Raw genomic sequence first — 15,078 nt, 5'->3', positions numbered from 1 at the left:
TGACTTATCATCGTTCGTTTTTCATATAGAAAAAATAAACGATTCATATATAACGACAAATGTCGAACACTATCTTGAAAATAGGAGACATTCATGAAAAAACTTAGCAAACTTGGTGTTGTTCTTTTGGCATCAGGACTTTTATTGACGGCTTGTGCCAAATCTGGTAATTCAAGTAATTCAAGTTCAACTAGCTCAAAACTCACAGCCAGTGAGCAAAAGCAATTGAAGCAGGCCACAAGTGATTATAAGACTTTCGTAGAAGGTGAAATTGATCAGCTTTTGAAAGATACTGAAGGATTCAGTGAAACCCTCAAGTCAGGAAATCTTGAAGAAGCTAAGAAACAATACCCATTGGTTCGTATGGCTTACGAGCGTTCAGAGCCGATTGCAGAAAGCTTTGGTGAGTCTGACGTGAAAATCGACTACCGTTTGGTTGATTACATGGACGAAAATAAATCAGAAGACGGTTGGTCAGGGTTCCACCGTATCGAACGTATCATGTGGCAAGACAACACGACAGAGGGTACAGCTGCCTATGTAGATCAGTTGGTTAACGATATTAAGGAACTCAAAGCTAAAATTGCAACTGTTAAAGTTACCCCAGATATCATGTTGACAGGTGCTGTTGACCTTCTGAACGAGGTAGCAACTCAAAAGATTACAGGTGAAGAAGAGGTCTTCTCACACACTGATCTTTACGACTTCCGTGCCAATATTGAGGGAGCGGAAAAAATCTTTGAACTTTTCAAGCCGTTGATCCAAAAGAAAGATGCTAAACTTGTTAAGACTCTGGAAACTGAATTCAAGAATGTCAATGGTCTTTTGGACAAACACATGACTGATGAGAAAAACTATAAGTCTTATACAGATTTGAGTGAGGCAGATACTAAGGAATTGGCCGAAGCTGTAACTAAACTTGGTGAACCATTATCACAAATGGGTGTTATCCTAGATGGGAAATAAGAAAAATGACTGACGAAAAATTTTTAGATCAAAAAATGGACCGTCGTGAATTTCTTAAAAAAGCAGGTATTGGAGGGGCTGGGCTTGCGCTTGGTCTTTCTGGTGCATCTGCTTTTTTCGCTAATCAGGATAGTTCAAGTAAAAAGGCTTATGATGGTGATGAAGATATTAGCTTCTTTGGCAAGCACCAGGCTGGGATTACGACTCCTATGCAGAAGGCTTGCTACTTGGTGGTGCTAGATCTTCATACAACCGATAAAAAAGAAGTCATCCAGCTTTTTAAAGACTGGACCGATTATAGTAGTAAATTGGTCGAAGGAGAGTTAGTCAAAAAAGATGGTTCTAATGCCCTCTTGCCTCCTACGGATACAGGCGAAACGGTGGGACTCAATCCCTATCGCCTAAGTCTGACTTTTGGAGTTTCGGCTGATTTTCTTAAAAAACTTGGTTTAGAATCCAAACGTCCTAAGCTCTTCCGTGATTTGCCTCCATTTCCTAAGGAGCAGTTGCAGGACAAGTATACGGGTGGAGATATCGTTATTCAAGCCTGTGCAGATGATGAACAAGTAGCTTTCCACGCTGTCCGCAATCTGATTCGTAAAGGTCGTAATAAAATCACCATGAAGTGGAGCAAATCAGGGTTTGCAGCTATCGGAGACCGTAAGGAAACGCCTCGAAATCTCTTTGGCTTCAAGGATGGTACTGCTAATGTTACGACGGAAAAGGAATTCGACAAGGTTGTCTGGACTGATAGTAAAGATTGGATGAAGGGTGGTTCTTATATGGCTCTTCGTCTGGTACAGATGCACCTTGAAACTTGGGATCGTACTAATTTGCAAGAGCAGGAAAACACCTTTGGTCGTTACAAGGAATCAGGCGCTCCCTTTGGTAAGAAAGATGAGTTTGATGAAGTAGATTTGTCAAAATTACCAGTCGATTCGCATGTGCGTTTGGCAAAAGAAGTAGACCTTCCTATCTTACGTCGTTCATATTCTTATTCAGATGGCATTGATGAGAGAACTGGCCAGTTTGATTCAGGTTTGATTTTCATTGCCTACCAGAAGGATCCAGACCGTTTTGTTAAAATTCAGACCAATCTTGGTGCTGTTGACAAGATGAACGAGTACATCACCCATATCGGAAGCGGGCTCTTTGCTTGCTTTGCTGGGGTGGAGAAAGGAGGCTACCTTGGTCAAGCACTCTTTGAATAAACTCCTCGTTTTGCTTGGACTTTTAGCCTTATTCTGGACCTATCCAGTAGCTGCTGAATCATATAGTGACCTCTATATCAAAATCACAGATGCCACCACAGCTGTTCAAAATAAAGATCAAGCTAAAGCTAAGGAATTGGTTGCTGAGATTAAGACTGATTTCGAAACTAAAGAAAATCACGATTCCAAGGCAGGTAAAAAAGTTAGCAAGGCTCTTGATATTAAGGGTGACGTGACAGAAGAGGACCTAACCTCCATTTCGTCAGCCCTTCTTAAATTTGAGAAAGAGCAAAATCCTGTTGATTTAGATGCCGAAAAGGAAAAACTTGAAACACGCCTAGAGCCTTATTTCAAAAACTTACAGGATGCCATTACGGCCAAAGACCTGACTGCAACACGCAAAACTTACAGTGAATTAAATAATGCTTGGACGCGAAATGAAGCTGTTGTCCGTGACCACAGTACTGCCTACTACGGCAAGATTGAGACGGCCATTTCACTTTTGCGAAGTAGCATTGAGACGGAGCCTACTGATTTCACCAGCATCCAGTCATCTTATGATGATCTCAAGGGTGGGATTGATGACTTTATCAAGGGTGTCCCTCTTGATAGCACAAGCTCAAGTTTAACCCTAAAAGATGGTATTAAGCTCTTGGAAAAGGCTCTAGCTCAATTCCAAGCGGGTGATGAAAAAACGGCTGCGGCAACGATGAAGAAGTTCATCACTATCTGGCCAACCATTGAAGGCGATGTAAGCACAACTAATCCAAGCCTTTATACGCGTGTGGAAAGTGAAACACCTGTTATCATGGTTAAGGGAAAAGAAAAAGCTTACCAGGACAAACTGCAAGCCTTGATTACAGACCTATCTGCTATTGATACAAGTGCTTCTTATAATGCCTTTGATGCCATGTTGATTCTCTTACGTGAAGGGGTTGAAGCCCTCCTCATTGTTATGGCACTTGTGACAACTCTTAAGGCAGCCAAGATGCGTAAGGGACTCAAATGGGTTTATGGCGGAGCCATTGCTGGTGTTATTGCCAGCGCAGTTATAGCTGTTATCTTACAAGTTGTCTTTCCAGCTGTGACCTCGGGAGCTAACCGTGAAATTATTGAAGGTGGCGTTGGTATCTTTGCAGTTGCGATGATGATTCTGATTGGAATTTGGCTCCATAGCAAGTCTTCAGTCAAACAGTGGAATGACTTTATGGACCGCCAGATGAAGACGGTGACGGCTACTGGAAGCTTTGTGTCCATGTTTGCCCTCAGTTTCTTGGCTGTCTTCCGTGAAGGTGCCGAGACTATTCTTTTCTATGTCGGTATTGTCCCACGTATCACGACAGCTAATTTCTTGATTGGTATTGCTTCAGCCATTGCAGTTCTTATTATCATTGCTGTGGCTATGACTAAAGCGAGTCACTATATTAAACCGCACCGCATTTTCTTTATTTTGACTTGGTTGATTTATGCCTTGGCCTTCAAGATGCTCGGTGTCAGTGTTCATGCCCTTCAGTTGACTAATATGATGTCTAATCATTTGATTAGTGGTTTCCCAACCATTGATTGGGCTGGTATCTATCCAAGCTGGGAAGTCTTGATTCCACAACTTATCTTTATTGCTATTATTGTCTTTGTGACGGTGAAACAGCATGGCAAGAAATAAAGATGAGATGACTATTGTTGAGCATCTGGTGGAATTTCGGAGACGTTTCATTGCAGTAGTGTTATGCTTTTTCCTAGTTTTTTGTATTACTCTGTTGTTTGCTGGGGAGCTCTATGCTTATCTAACCAGAGGATTTGACAAGCCTTTATTAGTTCTAGGGCCTAACGATATTCTTTGGATTTACATTAACTTGGCTAGTCTCATGGCTTTTACGGTCACTTTGCCTTTCACCACCTACCAGATTTGGCAGTTTGTGAAACCAGGTTTGAGGGACAATGAAGCGCGTGCTATCTTTGCTTATATCCCAGCAACTTTTGTCTGTTTTGTATTGGGTTTGGCTTTTGGTTATTATTTTGTTAGTCCAGCTATCTTAGAAGTGCTTTTAAAACTAGGCGAAGGGCTCTTTAATACACAAATTACAGCACAGAACTACCTTAGTTTCTTACTGCATACGACAGTGCCTTTGGCTGTTCTCTTTGAACTTCCCGTAGTTGTGAGTTTTTTGACATCTATCGGCATAATAACACCAGTTTTTCTGACACACTATAGACGCTATGCTTACTTTATTCTCTTAGTTTTGGCGGTCATTCTAACACCAGCTGACTTTATCAGTGACCTGGCCATGACGGCACCCTTAATCTTGCTTTATGAAGTTAGCGTAACTCTAAGTAAGCTCATTTATAAACGTAAACAAAGAAAATATAAAGATAAATAGAAAGGAAATCTCATGGGAATTCTACGTGATATCGGAGCCCCAGGACTTATCATTATTGTCCTAGGAGCCCTCCTCATATTTGGTCCTAAACGCTTGCCAGAACTCGGGCAATCCATCGGTAAAATGCTAGCCGAATTTAAAGCAGCTGTAAATAAGACTGATGAAGATAAAAAGGATCAAGAGACTGGGAAGAAAGACTAGTTCCTAGATACTCTATTTTCTTGACAATTCTAAGCTTTTGTGACATAATACACTTGTATTGAATAGTAAGTCTATATCATAGGCAAGAAAAGACCCCAAGCTAACTTCCACATAAGCTCGGGGTCTTTTTTAGCACTATCTATCCTTGTTTAACCACTTGTCGATCAGACGAAGGATAACACCGACCACAATAGGTCCGATGATAGTTTTGAATAGTAAATCCATCATAGGCAAACTCACCTCCCTTCGTAGGCGGTGTCGAGGTGCCAAGGGATATTATATCATAGATTGAGAGAGTTGTTTAGTGAGTGTCAGGAAGTAAAAGTTAAAAGGTAGTTTGATCATGCCATACAAAAAAATCAGCCTTCTTGAGCTGATTTTTTTATTTTACAAACTGATACGTTTTTCTGTCTCAGCGTCGAAGAAATGACCTTTTGCAACACTGAAAGTAAGATTTACTTTTTCACCTGGATTGTGGAAGTCACGCGCATCAACACGGGCAGCAAATTCAGTTTCTCCAAGTTTTAGGTAAAGCATTGTTTCTGCACCAAGGAGCTCTGAAACGACGACTTCAGCATCTACATTGGCATCTGGATATACTTCTTGAACGATTGGACGGCTTGAAACATCTTCAGGACGGATACCAAAGATAACTTCTTTGCCTTGATAACCTGTTTCTTTCAAGATTTTAGCTTGACCTTCAGAAATTGCAATATCCAAGCCTTCAGAGTTAGTGATACGGTTGCCATCAACCTTAACATTGAAGAAGTTCATAGCAGGACTTCCGATAAATCCAGCAACAAATTTGTTGGCTGGTTCATTGTAAAGTTCCTGAGGTGTACCAATTTGTTCGATACGACCGATAGTACCAGAACCATCAGGGTTTTTAGTAGAACTCATGATAACGATACGGTCAGCAAGAGTCATGGCTTCTGTTTGGTCGTGAGTAACATAGATAGTTGTTGCGCCAATATTACGAGTAATTTTAGCAATTTCAGCACGCATAGTGACACGAAGTTTAGCATCCAAGTTTGAGAGAGGTTCATCCATGAGGAAGACTTTAGCATCACGAACGATGGCACGTCCCATAGCTACACGCTGACGTTGACCACCAGAAAGATCTGCCGGCTTACGATCTAAGAACTCAGTCAACCCAAGGCTAGCAGCAGCTTCACGCACACGTTTGTCGATATCGTCTTTTTTATATTTACGAAGTTTAAGACCAAAGGCCATATTTTCATAGACAGTCATGTGTGGGTAAAGTGCGTAGTTTTGGAATACCATGGCAATGTCACGGTCTTTTGGTGATTTGTCATTAACCACTTCACCATCAATATAGAGTTTACCTTCAGTGATTTCTTCAAGACCAGCAACCATACGGAGAGTTGTTGATTTACCACATCCTGAAGGACCTACGAAAACGATGAATTCCTTGTCTTTGATGTCGATACTGAAATCTTCAACAGAGTAGTGAGTTGCATTTGGGTATTTTTTGTAAATTTTATCCAGTTTAAGAGTTGTCATATCATTTATCCTTTATTATTTAACTGATCCGCCGGTTACACCTTCAACATAGTATTTCTGCATGAAGATAAAGAGAAGGGTGATTGGGATGGCGATGATAATAGCACCTGAGGTAAATGGAAGGAACCATTCATTGATAGCGTCTTGGTTAAGCATTTGGTAGAGTCCAAGGGCAACGGTATATTTATCTTTAACGTCACCAAGGATAACAGATGCAAAGATGAAGTCTACCCAAGGTCCCATGAAGGCCATGAGGGCAGTGTAGACGATGATTGGTTTAGAAAGTGGCAAGGTAATCTTGGTAAAGATTTGAAGACGAGTTGCCCCATCAATCATTGCTGATTCATCCAATGAGTAGGGAATGGTATCAAAGAAACCTTTCGCAATGTAGAAACCAAGTGCTGCCCCAGCAGAATAAACCAAAACCAAAGATGTCAAGGTTTGTGTCAAATTAAGGGCCTTCAAAATATAGTAGACCGCAATCATAGACATGAAACCAGGGAACATGTTAAGTACAAGTGCCAATTTCAAGAAGCCATTTCTGTGTTTGAATTTAATACGGCTAAGTGAGTAGGCCATCCCAACGGTAATCAAAGTTGAGAGGATACATGTACATGTGGCAACGATGAAGGTATTGATGAACCATTTTCCAAATGGATAAGCATCGCTGGTAAATAGTTTGATGTAGTTATTAAATGTGTAAGTCTTAGGGAAGAAGTAAGGCACCGCATTGGCTCCTTCACCACGGAAACTTGTAAGGAAGATCCAGATAATAGGAATCAACCAGATAACAGCTAGAACTGTCAATAGAATATAAGTACCAGTTAGGTAAAGATTTTTCTTACGTTTCATTATTTAGCAGCCCCTTCCTTGAATGAAGATGATCTTGTGTAGGCCAAGAGACTGAATGTTGCAGAGATGGCGAAAATCAAGATACCGATAACAGATGCCAAGTTATAGTCTTTAGCGCTAACAGTCAGTTTGTAGAGCCAAGTTACCAAGAGGTCAGTTGAACCCGCTTGATAGTATTCAGAATTTTTAGGTCCACCACCAGTAAGGAAGTAGATAACGTTGAAGTTATTGATATTACCGATGAATTGTTGAATCAATGATGGTGCCATAATCAAGAGAATTTGTGGGAAAGTGATACTCTTGAAAATTTGGAATTTACTTGCTCCATCAATTTCAGCTGCTTCAATCTGCTCAGTTGGCAAGTTCATGATGATACCAGTTGCGACCAACATTGTAAATGGAATACCAATCCACATATTAACAAAGATAATAGATAACTTCGCCCAGAGAGGATCAGTTAAGAATGGAATAGGTCCATTAGTGATATGCAAGGTTTGAAGCAAACCATTCAAAGGTCCATGGTCATTAAGGAAGTTACGCATCAAAAGAAGTGATACAAACTGAGGAACGGCGATAGTGATAACAAAGAGTGTACGCCATACTTTCTTGAATTTAAGGCCCTTAGTGTTAAGCAAGAGGGCAAGGACAATACCGAAGAAGAAAGTAGTTGCTGTTGCAGCAACGGCCCAAATCAAGGTCCATGTCAAAAGTGGGAAGAAAGTACCAGCCATACGACCTTGTAAGACTTCACCAAAACTTGAGAAACCAACCCAGTCAAAGAGTGATTTAGGTGCTGGGTGATTGTGGTCAAAGTTAGTAAAGGCCAAACAAATCATGTAGATCAAAGGCAAGATTGTGAAGAGCAAAACTCCAATCAGTGGGACAGTCATAAGACCCATGTGGAAACGGCCATCAGCCAAGGTCTTGAAGTCTTCGATAAAGTTAGGAACTTTACGTCCAGACTGTTTGAGAGCCATGAGATGACGAGCACTCTTAAGATTACACCAGTAAATATAAGCGAAGACTGCACAGAAGATTAATGAGGCAAGTCCAAAAATCAACATAAGCATTGAATTATCTCCAGCAACCTGAACTGTAAGTTTAACGCCATTAACTTCTTTAACGGCCTCACCTTGTTCTTGAGTTCCCAAAGTAATCATTCCTTGAAGAGCTGGGACAATTTGGATAACGAATGCTACTAAGAAGGCAATCTCAGAAAGGAGGAAAAGCAATCCCTTGGTAAACTGTTTGTTAACCAAGTTTGCTAATCCCATTACCAGAAAGGATAATTTGACATCCCATGTACCTTCTTTGAAGACTTGGCGCATAGGAGTTGTGTCGTAGATTGTTTGTGACATAGATATCTCCTCAGATAAATGTGTGATTAGTGATGGTTTCTATTTTGTCTACAAATAAAAGATAAAGAGGATAGGAACTTGACCCACCTCTTTACCTTGTCATTGTTAGGATTCTTATTTAGCCGCTGCCAAATCTTTATCAAATTGTTGTAATTTAGTAAGGAATTGGTCTTCCTTGATTTTACCGTTATAAGCGTCACTCATAAGAGCAGCACTTTCAGTCCAGAAGACTGACATTTGACTAAGTTTAGGCATAACAGTTGTGTACTGCTCAGATGAACCCATAGTAATTACAGCTTGTGCAAGTGCATCCTTTTGAACAGCTTCAGAAGCTTGAACTTCTTTGTTGGCTGGGATGATGTGACGGTCTTCATTAGTGAATTGGTTATTTTGACTGTCTTTGCTTGTCAAAGCTTGTGCCAATTGGTAAGAAGCAGCAATACGTTCAGCGTTACCTTTAGATGGTGTTTGGTTAACTGCGTAAAGTTTTACACCCATGAAGGCTTTTTGTTGAACGTCTTGACCACCGATATTAACTGTTGGGTAAACAGCAATACCAAGATTGTCTTTACCGACAGCTTTAGCAGCTGCAGCGTAGTCCCATGGTCCTGATTGGAAAGCATCAACAGAACCATCTTCGAATTTAGCCATCATGTTAGCTGAATCAACATTAACAAATCCTTTGTTGTCTTTTTGAGCTGCGATGAATTTAAGAACGTTCACACCAGCTTCATTGCCCCAGTTAGTCCCTTTAACATCTTCACCTTTAGGGCCAAAGAGTGTGTCACCAACTGAAAGGAAGAGAGGACCAGTTACATAAGCATTAACTTCTTTCAAGTTGCTACCAAATTTAGCTTTAGAAGTGATTGTTTCATATGATTTAACATCTTCTTCGTTAAGTTTAGATTTATTGTAGTATGTAACTTGTGTTTCGATACCGTATGGGAAGGCGTAAGTTTTACCTTTGTATTGAGCACCTACAGTAGCTTGATCAGTATCTTGATCAGCAATTTCTTTTGAGTATTGCTCTGGGATTTCTTGGATAGCTCCAGCGTCTACCAATTTACCAAGTTGGTCATGTGGAAGTGAGAAGACATCTGCAGCAGTAGAAGCATCCTTAGTCAAGTTTTCTTGAGCATTTGGATCTTCCATTTCAACCATATCAACTTTGTAACCAGATTTCTTTTCAAACTGTGCTACTGTATCTGAGTAAGATTTCTTAGCGCCAGTTGGTACCCAAAGTTTCAAAGTCTTGCTATCTGAACTTGAGCTCTTGCTTGAGTTTGACCCACAAGCTACCAAGAGCGATCCAGCCACAAGTAATCCAGCACTACCAAGTAATACCTTTTGCCATTTTTTCATTTCTATTTCCTCCAGAAATTTAGTTTACGATAATCATTATGCAACCGTTTCCACAATCTGTCAAGTATTTTGTAAAAAAAATTATTTTTTTTTGCAAACGATTGCATAAAACACCCATCTAGTTTATAATTGTTCTTATATTTTACGACTATAAAGAAAAATTTATGAGAATGAGAGGGACATAATGGCTACAATTAAAGATGTTGCTAAGAAGGCTGGAGTCAGCCCATCAACGGTAAGTAGGACATTAAAGGATAACTCGGCTATATCAGAAGAAACAAAAATTAAAGTAAGAGCAGCTATGGAAGAATTAGGTTACGTACCAAACTCAGCAGCACAAATGTTGGCAACAGGCTTAACTCATAGTTTAGGTGTTGTTCTTCCTCCCTTAACAGACCGTGAAAATATCAGCCAGCCCTTCTATATGGAGATTTTAACAGCAATCAATGAAGAGGCTAGTTGTCATTCTCAGGTCGTTAGTATTGCTACGGGTGCTACTCTAGAGGAATTAGTCAAGCAAGTTGAGCTCATGCATCGCCAAAAACGGGCAGATGGCTTTATAATTCTCTATTCAGAAAAGAAAGATCCGGTTAAAGATTACTTATTAAAACAAAAAGTACCTTTTGTAGTGGTTGGAGCAGCAGTGGATAATGAAAATAAAGTAACCTATATTGATAATGATAATAAGGAATTAGGTCATGAAGCTGTGAACTACTTACAGGCAAAAGGTCACCGAAAGATTGGTTTTGTCACAGACGATTTATTTGGGCAAGTAGGACAGGAACGTTATCAAGGGTATCAGGAAGCGGCAGACAATCTAAATTTGGATGTTTTACCTGAACTTGTATTTTCAGCTCGAACAATCGAGACTTTTAAAAAGGTATTGGAAAGATTTTCTCCGACAGCTTTGATTGTTAAGGATGACCTTATTGCCCTTCGTCTCATTCAATGGTTAAACAACCAAGGATTTAGAGTTCCTGAAGATTATGCCATTATTTCTTTCAATAATTCGACTTTTGCTGAAATCATGCATCCTTTCTTGACCACATTTGACATTAATATTCAGGCACTAGCTAAAGAAAGTGTTCAAAACCTTCTTGGGATTCTTAAAGCGACTAAGATTAAGTCGCAAAAAGTCATTATTCCATTTAAACTTATAGAAAGAGAAAGCGTCTGAACTTATCCCTAATAGGTTAAGGAGCATCCAAGTAGTTGGTTAGAAAAACAGCCGGCTACTTTTTTCGTTTAAAAAGAAACCTATTTTTTCGAATTCAATAGAAATAAAGATTTAAGAAAATACTCCCGTAATGTAAGCGCTTGTTTTACGAACTTTATTTTAAAGAGCTATAAATTTTTTTATTTTTTTGTTAAAAATTCTTGACTAATGCAAACGTTTGCATTATAATAATAAGTGTAAAAAATAATTTGAGGTAAACGTTATGAACAAACGAGCAAGCGGTGTTTTGATGCACATCACATCACTTCCAGGTGACTACGGGATCGGATCTTTCGGTCAAGCAGCCTATGACTTTGTTGATTTCTTAAAAGAAACAAAACAAACTTACTGGCAGATTTTGCCACTTACTACAACAAGTTATGGGGATTCACCTTACCAATCATTCTCAGCGGTAGCAGGAAATACACACTTTATCGATTTGGATTTCCTTATTCGTGACAAATTTTTAACTAAAGCTGATGTTAAAGACGCTGACTTTGGGTCAGATCCTGAGTTTATTGACTATGCTAAAGTTTACGAAGCACGTCGTCCAATTCTTGAAAAAGCAGTTAAAGCAATTTTAGCAGATAAGAAAGAAACTAAAAGATTCGAAGCTTTTAAAACTAAAAATGCTAACTGGTTAGCTGATTATGCTGATTTCATGGCTATCAAAGAACACTTCGATAACAAAGCACTTCAAGATTGGGATGATAAAAAAGCAGTTAAACGCGATGAAGCAACTCTTGAGAAACTTCGCAAAGAACTTGCTGATGTTATCACATATCACCAAGTGGTGCAATACCTCTTCTTTAGCCAATGGGCAGAACTAAAAGCTTATGCTAACAAAAATGGTATTCAAATCATCGGTGACATGCCAATCTACATTTCAGCTGATAGTGTTGAAGTTTGGACTCAACCACATCTCTTCAAACTAGACGCTGAATGTAAACCGCGTTACATTGCAGGAGTTCCACCAGATAACTTCTCAGCAACTGGACAACTTTGGGGTAACCCAATCTATGCTTGGGATAAACATAAAGCAGAAAACTATGCTTGGTGGGTATTCCGTATTCAAGAATCATTTAAGCTTTATGATTACTTGCGTATCGACCACTTCAAAGGTTTCTCTGACTTCTGGGAAATTCCTGGTGGGGATGAAACTGCTGAAAATGGTGAATGGGTTCCTGGACCTGGTTACGACCTCTTCAAAGTGGTTAAAGAAGAATTGGGTGATCTTAAAATCATCGCCGAAGACCTTGGTAACATTGATGATAAGACACGTAAACTTCTTGCAGACTGTGGTTACCCTGGAATGAAGATTGTTCAATTTGGATTCTACGATACTACTGGAAACAGCATTGACATTCCACACGTATACACACAACATTCAGTTGCTTACACAGGTACACATGATAACGAAGTAATCAACGGTTGGTACGACAACTTGACACAAGAGCAACGTGATTATACTGATGCATACATCAACCGTCGTCAAGGTGAACCAATCACACGTGCTCTTCTTCGCACCCTCTTTGCTACTGTAAGCAACACAGCTATTGCGACTATGCAGGATATCCTTGATAAACCTGAAAATAGCCGCACCAACTTCCCTAACACAGTTGGTCAAAACTGGAAATGGCGTATGCTTCCAGGTGAAATCACTGTCGACAAGAAAGAATTTTTGACAGACATTACAGAAAGATATAATCGAGGTAATAACTAAAATGGCTACATTTACACAATATGTTGAAGCAAAAAACAAAAATCTTAAGGACCTTTCAAACGAAGAAATCTACTATCTTTTGTTGGAATTCGTAAAAGAAGCAGCTGCTCCAAAACTAAAAAACGATAGCAAACGTAAAGTTTACTATATCTCAGCTGAATTCTTGATCGGTAAACTTTTGTCTAACAACTTGATCAACTTGGGTATCTACAAAGATGTTAAGGCTGAATTGGATGCTGCTGGTAAATCAATCAGCGAAATTGAAGACGTTGAACCAGAACCATCTCTTGGTAACGGTGGTTTGGGACGTTTGGCTTCATGTTTCATCGATTCTATGTCAACACTTGGCATCAACGGTGAAGGTGTTGGTCTTAACTACCACTGTGGTCTCTTCAAACAAGTCTTCAAAGATAACAAACAAGATGCAGAACCAAACTACTGGATTGAAGATCAATCATGGTTGGTACCAACTGATATCTCTTACGATGTTCCATTCAAAAACTTTACTTTGAAATCTCGTTTGGACCGTTTGGATATCTTGGGTTATAAGAAAGAAACTAAGAACTACCTTAACCTCTTTGATATCAATGGTGTGGACTACGGTTTGATTGATAAAGGAATCACTTTTGATCAAGACGAAATCCAAAAGAACTTGACACTTTTCCTTTACCCAGATGACTCAACTCGTAAAGGTGAGCTCTTGCGTATCTACCAACAATACTTCATGGTATCAAATGCTGCTCAACTTTTGATTGACGAAGCTATCGAACGTGGATCTAACCTTCATGATCTTCCAGATTACGCTTACGTACAAATCAATGATACTCACCCATCAATGGTAATTCCAGAATTGATCCGTCTTTTGACAGAAAAACATGGATTTGAATTTGATGAAGCAGTAGCAATCGTAAGCAAAATGGTTGGTTACACAAACCACACTATCTTGGCTGAAGCCCTTGAAAAATGGCCTCTTGACTACCTTGAAGAAGTTGTTCCACACCTTGTTGTTATCATCAAGAAATTGGATGCTATCATTCGTGAAAAATTCGAAGATCCACGTGTTCAAATCATTGACAAAGACAACCGTGTTCACATGGCACACATGGATATCCACTTCTCTACAAGCGTTAACGGTGTAGCAGCACTTCACACAGAAATCCTTAAATCTTCTGAGTTGAAACCATTCTACGACCTTTACCCAGAACGCTTCAACAACAAAACAAACGGTATTACATTCCGTCGTTGGTTGGAATTCTCAAACCAAGAACTTGCTGATTACATCAAAGAATTGATTGGCGATGGTTACCTTACTGACGCAACTCAATTGGAAAAATTGGCTGCCTTTGCAGATGATCCAGCAGTTCACAAACGTTTGGCTGAAATCAAATATGATAACAAATTGTCTCTTAAACGTTATCTTAAAGCTAACAAAGGTATCGATCTTGATGAAAACTCAATTATTGATACTCAAATCAAACGTTTCCACGAATACAAACGTCAACAAATGAACGCTTTGTATGTCATCCACAAATACTTGGAAATCAAAAAAGGAAACCTTCCAAAACGTAAAATTACTATCATCTTTGGTGGTAAAGCAGCTCCTGCTTACGTTATTGCGCAAGACATCATCCACTTGATCTTGTCACTTTCTGAACTCATCAACAATGATCCAGAAGTAAGCAAATACCTCAACGTTCACTTGGTTGAAAACTATAACGTTACAGTCGCTGAACACCTTATTCCAGCAACTGATATCTCAGAACAAATCTCATTGGCTTCTAAAGAAGCTTCAGGTACAGGTAACATGAAATTCATGCTTAACGGTGCCCTCACTCTTGGTACAATGGACGGTGCCAACGTTGAGATTGCTGAATTGGTAGGACCAGAAAACATCTTCACGTTCGGTAAAGACTCTGATACAATCATCGACCTTTACGAAAAAGAAGGTTATGTATCACGTGATTACTACAAAAAAGATGCTAATATCAAAGCAGCTGTTGACTTTATCGTAAGTGAAGACCTCGTTAAAGTTGGAGATAAAGAACGCTTGGAACGTCTCCAAAAAGAACTTATCTCTAAAGACTGGTTCATGACATTGATTGACTTGGCTGAATACATCGACAAGAAAGAAGAAGTATACGCAGCTTACGAAGATCAAGATGCATGGAACAAAAAAGTTGTTTACAACATCGCTGAAGCAGGGTTCTTCTCATCTGACCGTACAATCGAACAGTATGACAAAGACATCTGGCACACAAAATAAAAATCTAGTTGCATAGAAGGAAAC

At 39.5% G+C, this 15,078-nt stretch carries 13 protein-coding genes; 8 read left to right on the top strand and 5 right to left on the bottom strand.

Annotation, left to right across the window (positions count from 1 at the left end; genetic code table 11):
• The first annotated feature begins 93 nt into the window (after positions 1-93).
• The 5 genes from efeO to H7T99_RS00130 are packed head-to-tail and all read left to right on the top strand — an operon-like array spanning position 94 to position 4,756.
• Positions 94-966: an iron uptake system protein EfeO gene (gene efeO, locus H7T99_RS00150; RefSeq protein ID WP_037600624.1), complete on the top strand. Its 873-nt coding sequence runs from the start codon at positions 94-96 to the stop codon at positions 964-966.
• 5 nt (positions 967-971) lie between these two features.
• On the top strand, positions 972-2,177 hold the full coding sequence (gene efeB, locus H7T99_RS00145) for an iron uptake transporter deferrochelatase/peroxidase subunit (protein WP_037600625.1): 1,206 nt from the start codon (positions 972-974) through the stop codon (positions 2,175-2,177).
• Positions 2,155-3,840, top strand: coding sequence for an FTR1 family iron permease (locus tag H7T99_RS00140; RefSeq protein WP_037600626.1), 1,686 nt, complete (start codon positions 2,155-2,157; stop codon positions 3,838-3,840). The genes efeB and H7T99_RS00140 overlap by 23 nt, the downstream gene beginning before the upstream one ends.
• A complete protein-coding gene (gene tatC, locus H7T99_RS00135; RefSeq protein ID WP_037600627.1) occupies positions 3,827-4,555 on the top strand; it encodes a twin-arginine translocase subunit TatC in 729 nt (242 codons plus the stop codon). Before H7T99_RS00140 ends, tatC begins: the two co-directional genes overlap by 14 nt.
• A 12-nt stretch (positions 4,556-4,567) precedes the next feature.
• Complete coding sequence (locus H7T99_RS00130; protein ID WP_002890941.1) at positions 4,568-4,756, top strand: twin-arginine translocase TatA/TatE family subunit; 189 nt, start codon at positions 4,568-4,570, stop codon at positions 4,754-4,756.
• A gap of 135 nt (positions 4,757-4,891) precedes the next feature.
• On the opposite strand, the gene H7T99_RS00125 is transcribed toward H7T99_RS00130, so the two are convergent.
• From H7T99_RS00125 to H7T99_RS00105, 5 genes are all read right to left on the bottom strand, one after another.
• Positions 4,892-4,984: a type I toxin-antitoxin system Fst family toxin gene (locus H7T99_RS00125; protein WP_004182539.1), complete on the bottom strand. Its 93-nt coding sequence runs from the start codon at positions 4,982-4,984 to the stop codon at positions 4,892-4,894.
• A 159-nt stretch (positions 4,985-5,143) separates the two neighbouring features.
• Positions 5,144-6,280: an ABC transporter ATP-binding protein gene (locus tag H7T99_RS00120; protein ID WP_002890942.1), complete on the bottom strand. Its 1,137-nt coding sequence runs from the start codon at positions 6,278-6,280 to the stop codon at positions 5,144-5,146.
• Between the two features lie 15 nt (positions 6,281-6,295).
• On the bottom strand, positions 6,296-7,132 hold the full coding sequence (locus H7T99_RS00115) for a sugar ABC transporter permease (RefSeq protein ID WP_021144180.1): 837 nt from the start codon (positions 7,130-7,132) through the stop codon (positions 6,296-6,298).
• Positions 7,132-8,490, bottom strand: a complete 1,359-nt coding sequence (locus H7T99_RS00110; RefSeq protein WP_021144179.1) for a carbohydrate ABC transporter permease — start codon at positions 8,488-8,490, stop codon at positions 7,132-7,134. Before H7T99_RS00110 ends, H7T99_RS00115 begins: the two co-directional genes overlap by 1 nt.
• 114 nt (positions 8,491-8,604) lie before the next feature.
• Entirely contained in the window at positions 8,605-9,852 is a 1,248-nt protein-coding gene (locus H7T99_RS00105) for an extracellular solute-binding protein (protein WP_037600628.1), read from the bottom strand.
• Positions 9,853-10,036: 184 nt separating this feature from the next.
• On the opposite strand from H7T99_RS00105, the gene H7T99_RS00100 reads away from it, so the two are divergent.
• From H7T99_RS00100 to glgP, 3 genes are all read left to right on the top strand, one after another.
• Entirely contained in the window at positions 10,037-11,029 is a 993-nt protein-coding gene (locus H7T99_RS00100) for a LacI family DNA-binding transcriptional regulator (protein ID WP_037600629.1), read from the top strand.
• A gap of 262 nt (positions 11,030-11,291) precedes the next feature.
• Positions 11,292-12,791, top strand: coding sequence for a 4-alpha-glucanotransferase (gene malQ, locus H7T99_RS00095; protein WP_002890948.1), 1,500 nt, complete (start codon positions 11,292-11,294; stop codon positions 12,789-12,791).
• Position 12,792: 1 nt separating this feature from the next.
• Complete coding sequence (glgP, locus tag H7T99_RS00090; RefSeq protein ID WP_037600631.1) at positions 12,793-15,054, top strand: glycogen/starch/alpha-glucan family phosphorylase; 2,262 nt, start codon at positions 12,793-12,795, stop codon at positions 15,052-15,054.
• The last annotated feature ends 24 nt before the right edge of the window (positions 15,055-15,078 follow it).

Source organism: Streptococcus sp. 17.1 (genome assembly GCF_016648655.1).
In the GTDB taxonomy this organism is placed as follows: Bacteria; Bacillota; Bacilli; order Lactobacillales; family Streptococcaceae; genus Streptococcus; species Streptococcus salivarius_E.
The sequence above is the reverse complement of the archived record's forward strand: the minus strand, read 5'-3'. Positions and strand labels throughout refer to the sequence as shown.

Excerpts from the sequence above, each read along its gene's own strand:
- efeB (WP_037600625.1), top strand. The coding sequence starts at position 972 with ATGACTGACGAAAAATTTTTAGATCAAAAAATGGACCGTCGTGAATTT.
- H7T99_RS00130 (WP_002890941.1), top strand. The coding sequence starts at position 4,568 with ATGGGAATTCTACGTGATATCGGAGCCCCAGGACTTATCATTATTGTC.
- efeO (WP_037600624.1), top strand. The coding sequence starts at position 94 with ATGAAAAAACTTAGCAAACTTGGTGTTGTTCTTTTGGCATCAGGACTT.
- H7T99_RS00110 (WP_021144179.1), bottom strand. The coding sequence starts at position 8,490 with ATGTCACAAACAATCTACGACACAACTCCTATGCGCCAAGTCTTCAAA.
- tatC (WP_037600627.1), top strand. The coding sequence starts at position 3,827 with ATGGCAAGAAATAAAGATGAGATGACTATTGTTGAGCATCTGGTGGAA.
- H7T99_RS00105 (WP_037600628.1), bottom strand. The coding sequence starts at position 9,852 with ATGAAAAAATGGCAAAAGGTATTACTTGGTAGTGCTGGATTACTTGTG.
- H7T99_RS00125 (WP_004182539.1), bottom strand. The coding sequence starts at position 4,984 with ATGATGGATTTACTATTCAAAACTATCATCGGACCTATTGTGGTCGGT.
- glgP (WP_037600631.1), top strand. The coding sequence starts at position 12,793 with ATGGCTACATTTACACAATATGTTGAAGCAAAAAACAAAAATCTTAAG.
- H7T99_RS00100 (WP_037600629.1), top strand. The coding sequence starts at position 10,037 with ATGGCTACAATTAAAGATGTTGCTAAGAAGGCTGGAGTCAGCCCATCA.
- H7T99_RS00115 (WP_021144180.1), bottom strand. The coding sequence starts at position 7,132 with ATGAAACGTAAGAAAAATCTTTACCTAACTGGTACTTATATTCTATTG.
- H7T99_RS00120 (WP_002890942.1), bottom strand. The coding sequence starts at position 6,280 with ATGACAACTCTTAAACTGGATAAAATTTACAAAAAATACCCAAATGCA.
- malQ (WP_002890948.1), top strand. The coding sequence starts at position 11,292 with ATGAACAAACGAGCAAGCGGTGTTTTGATGCACATCACATCACTTCCA.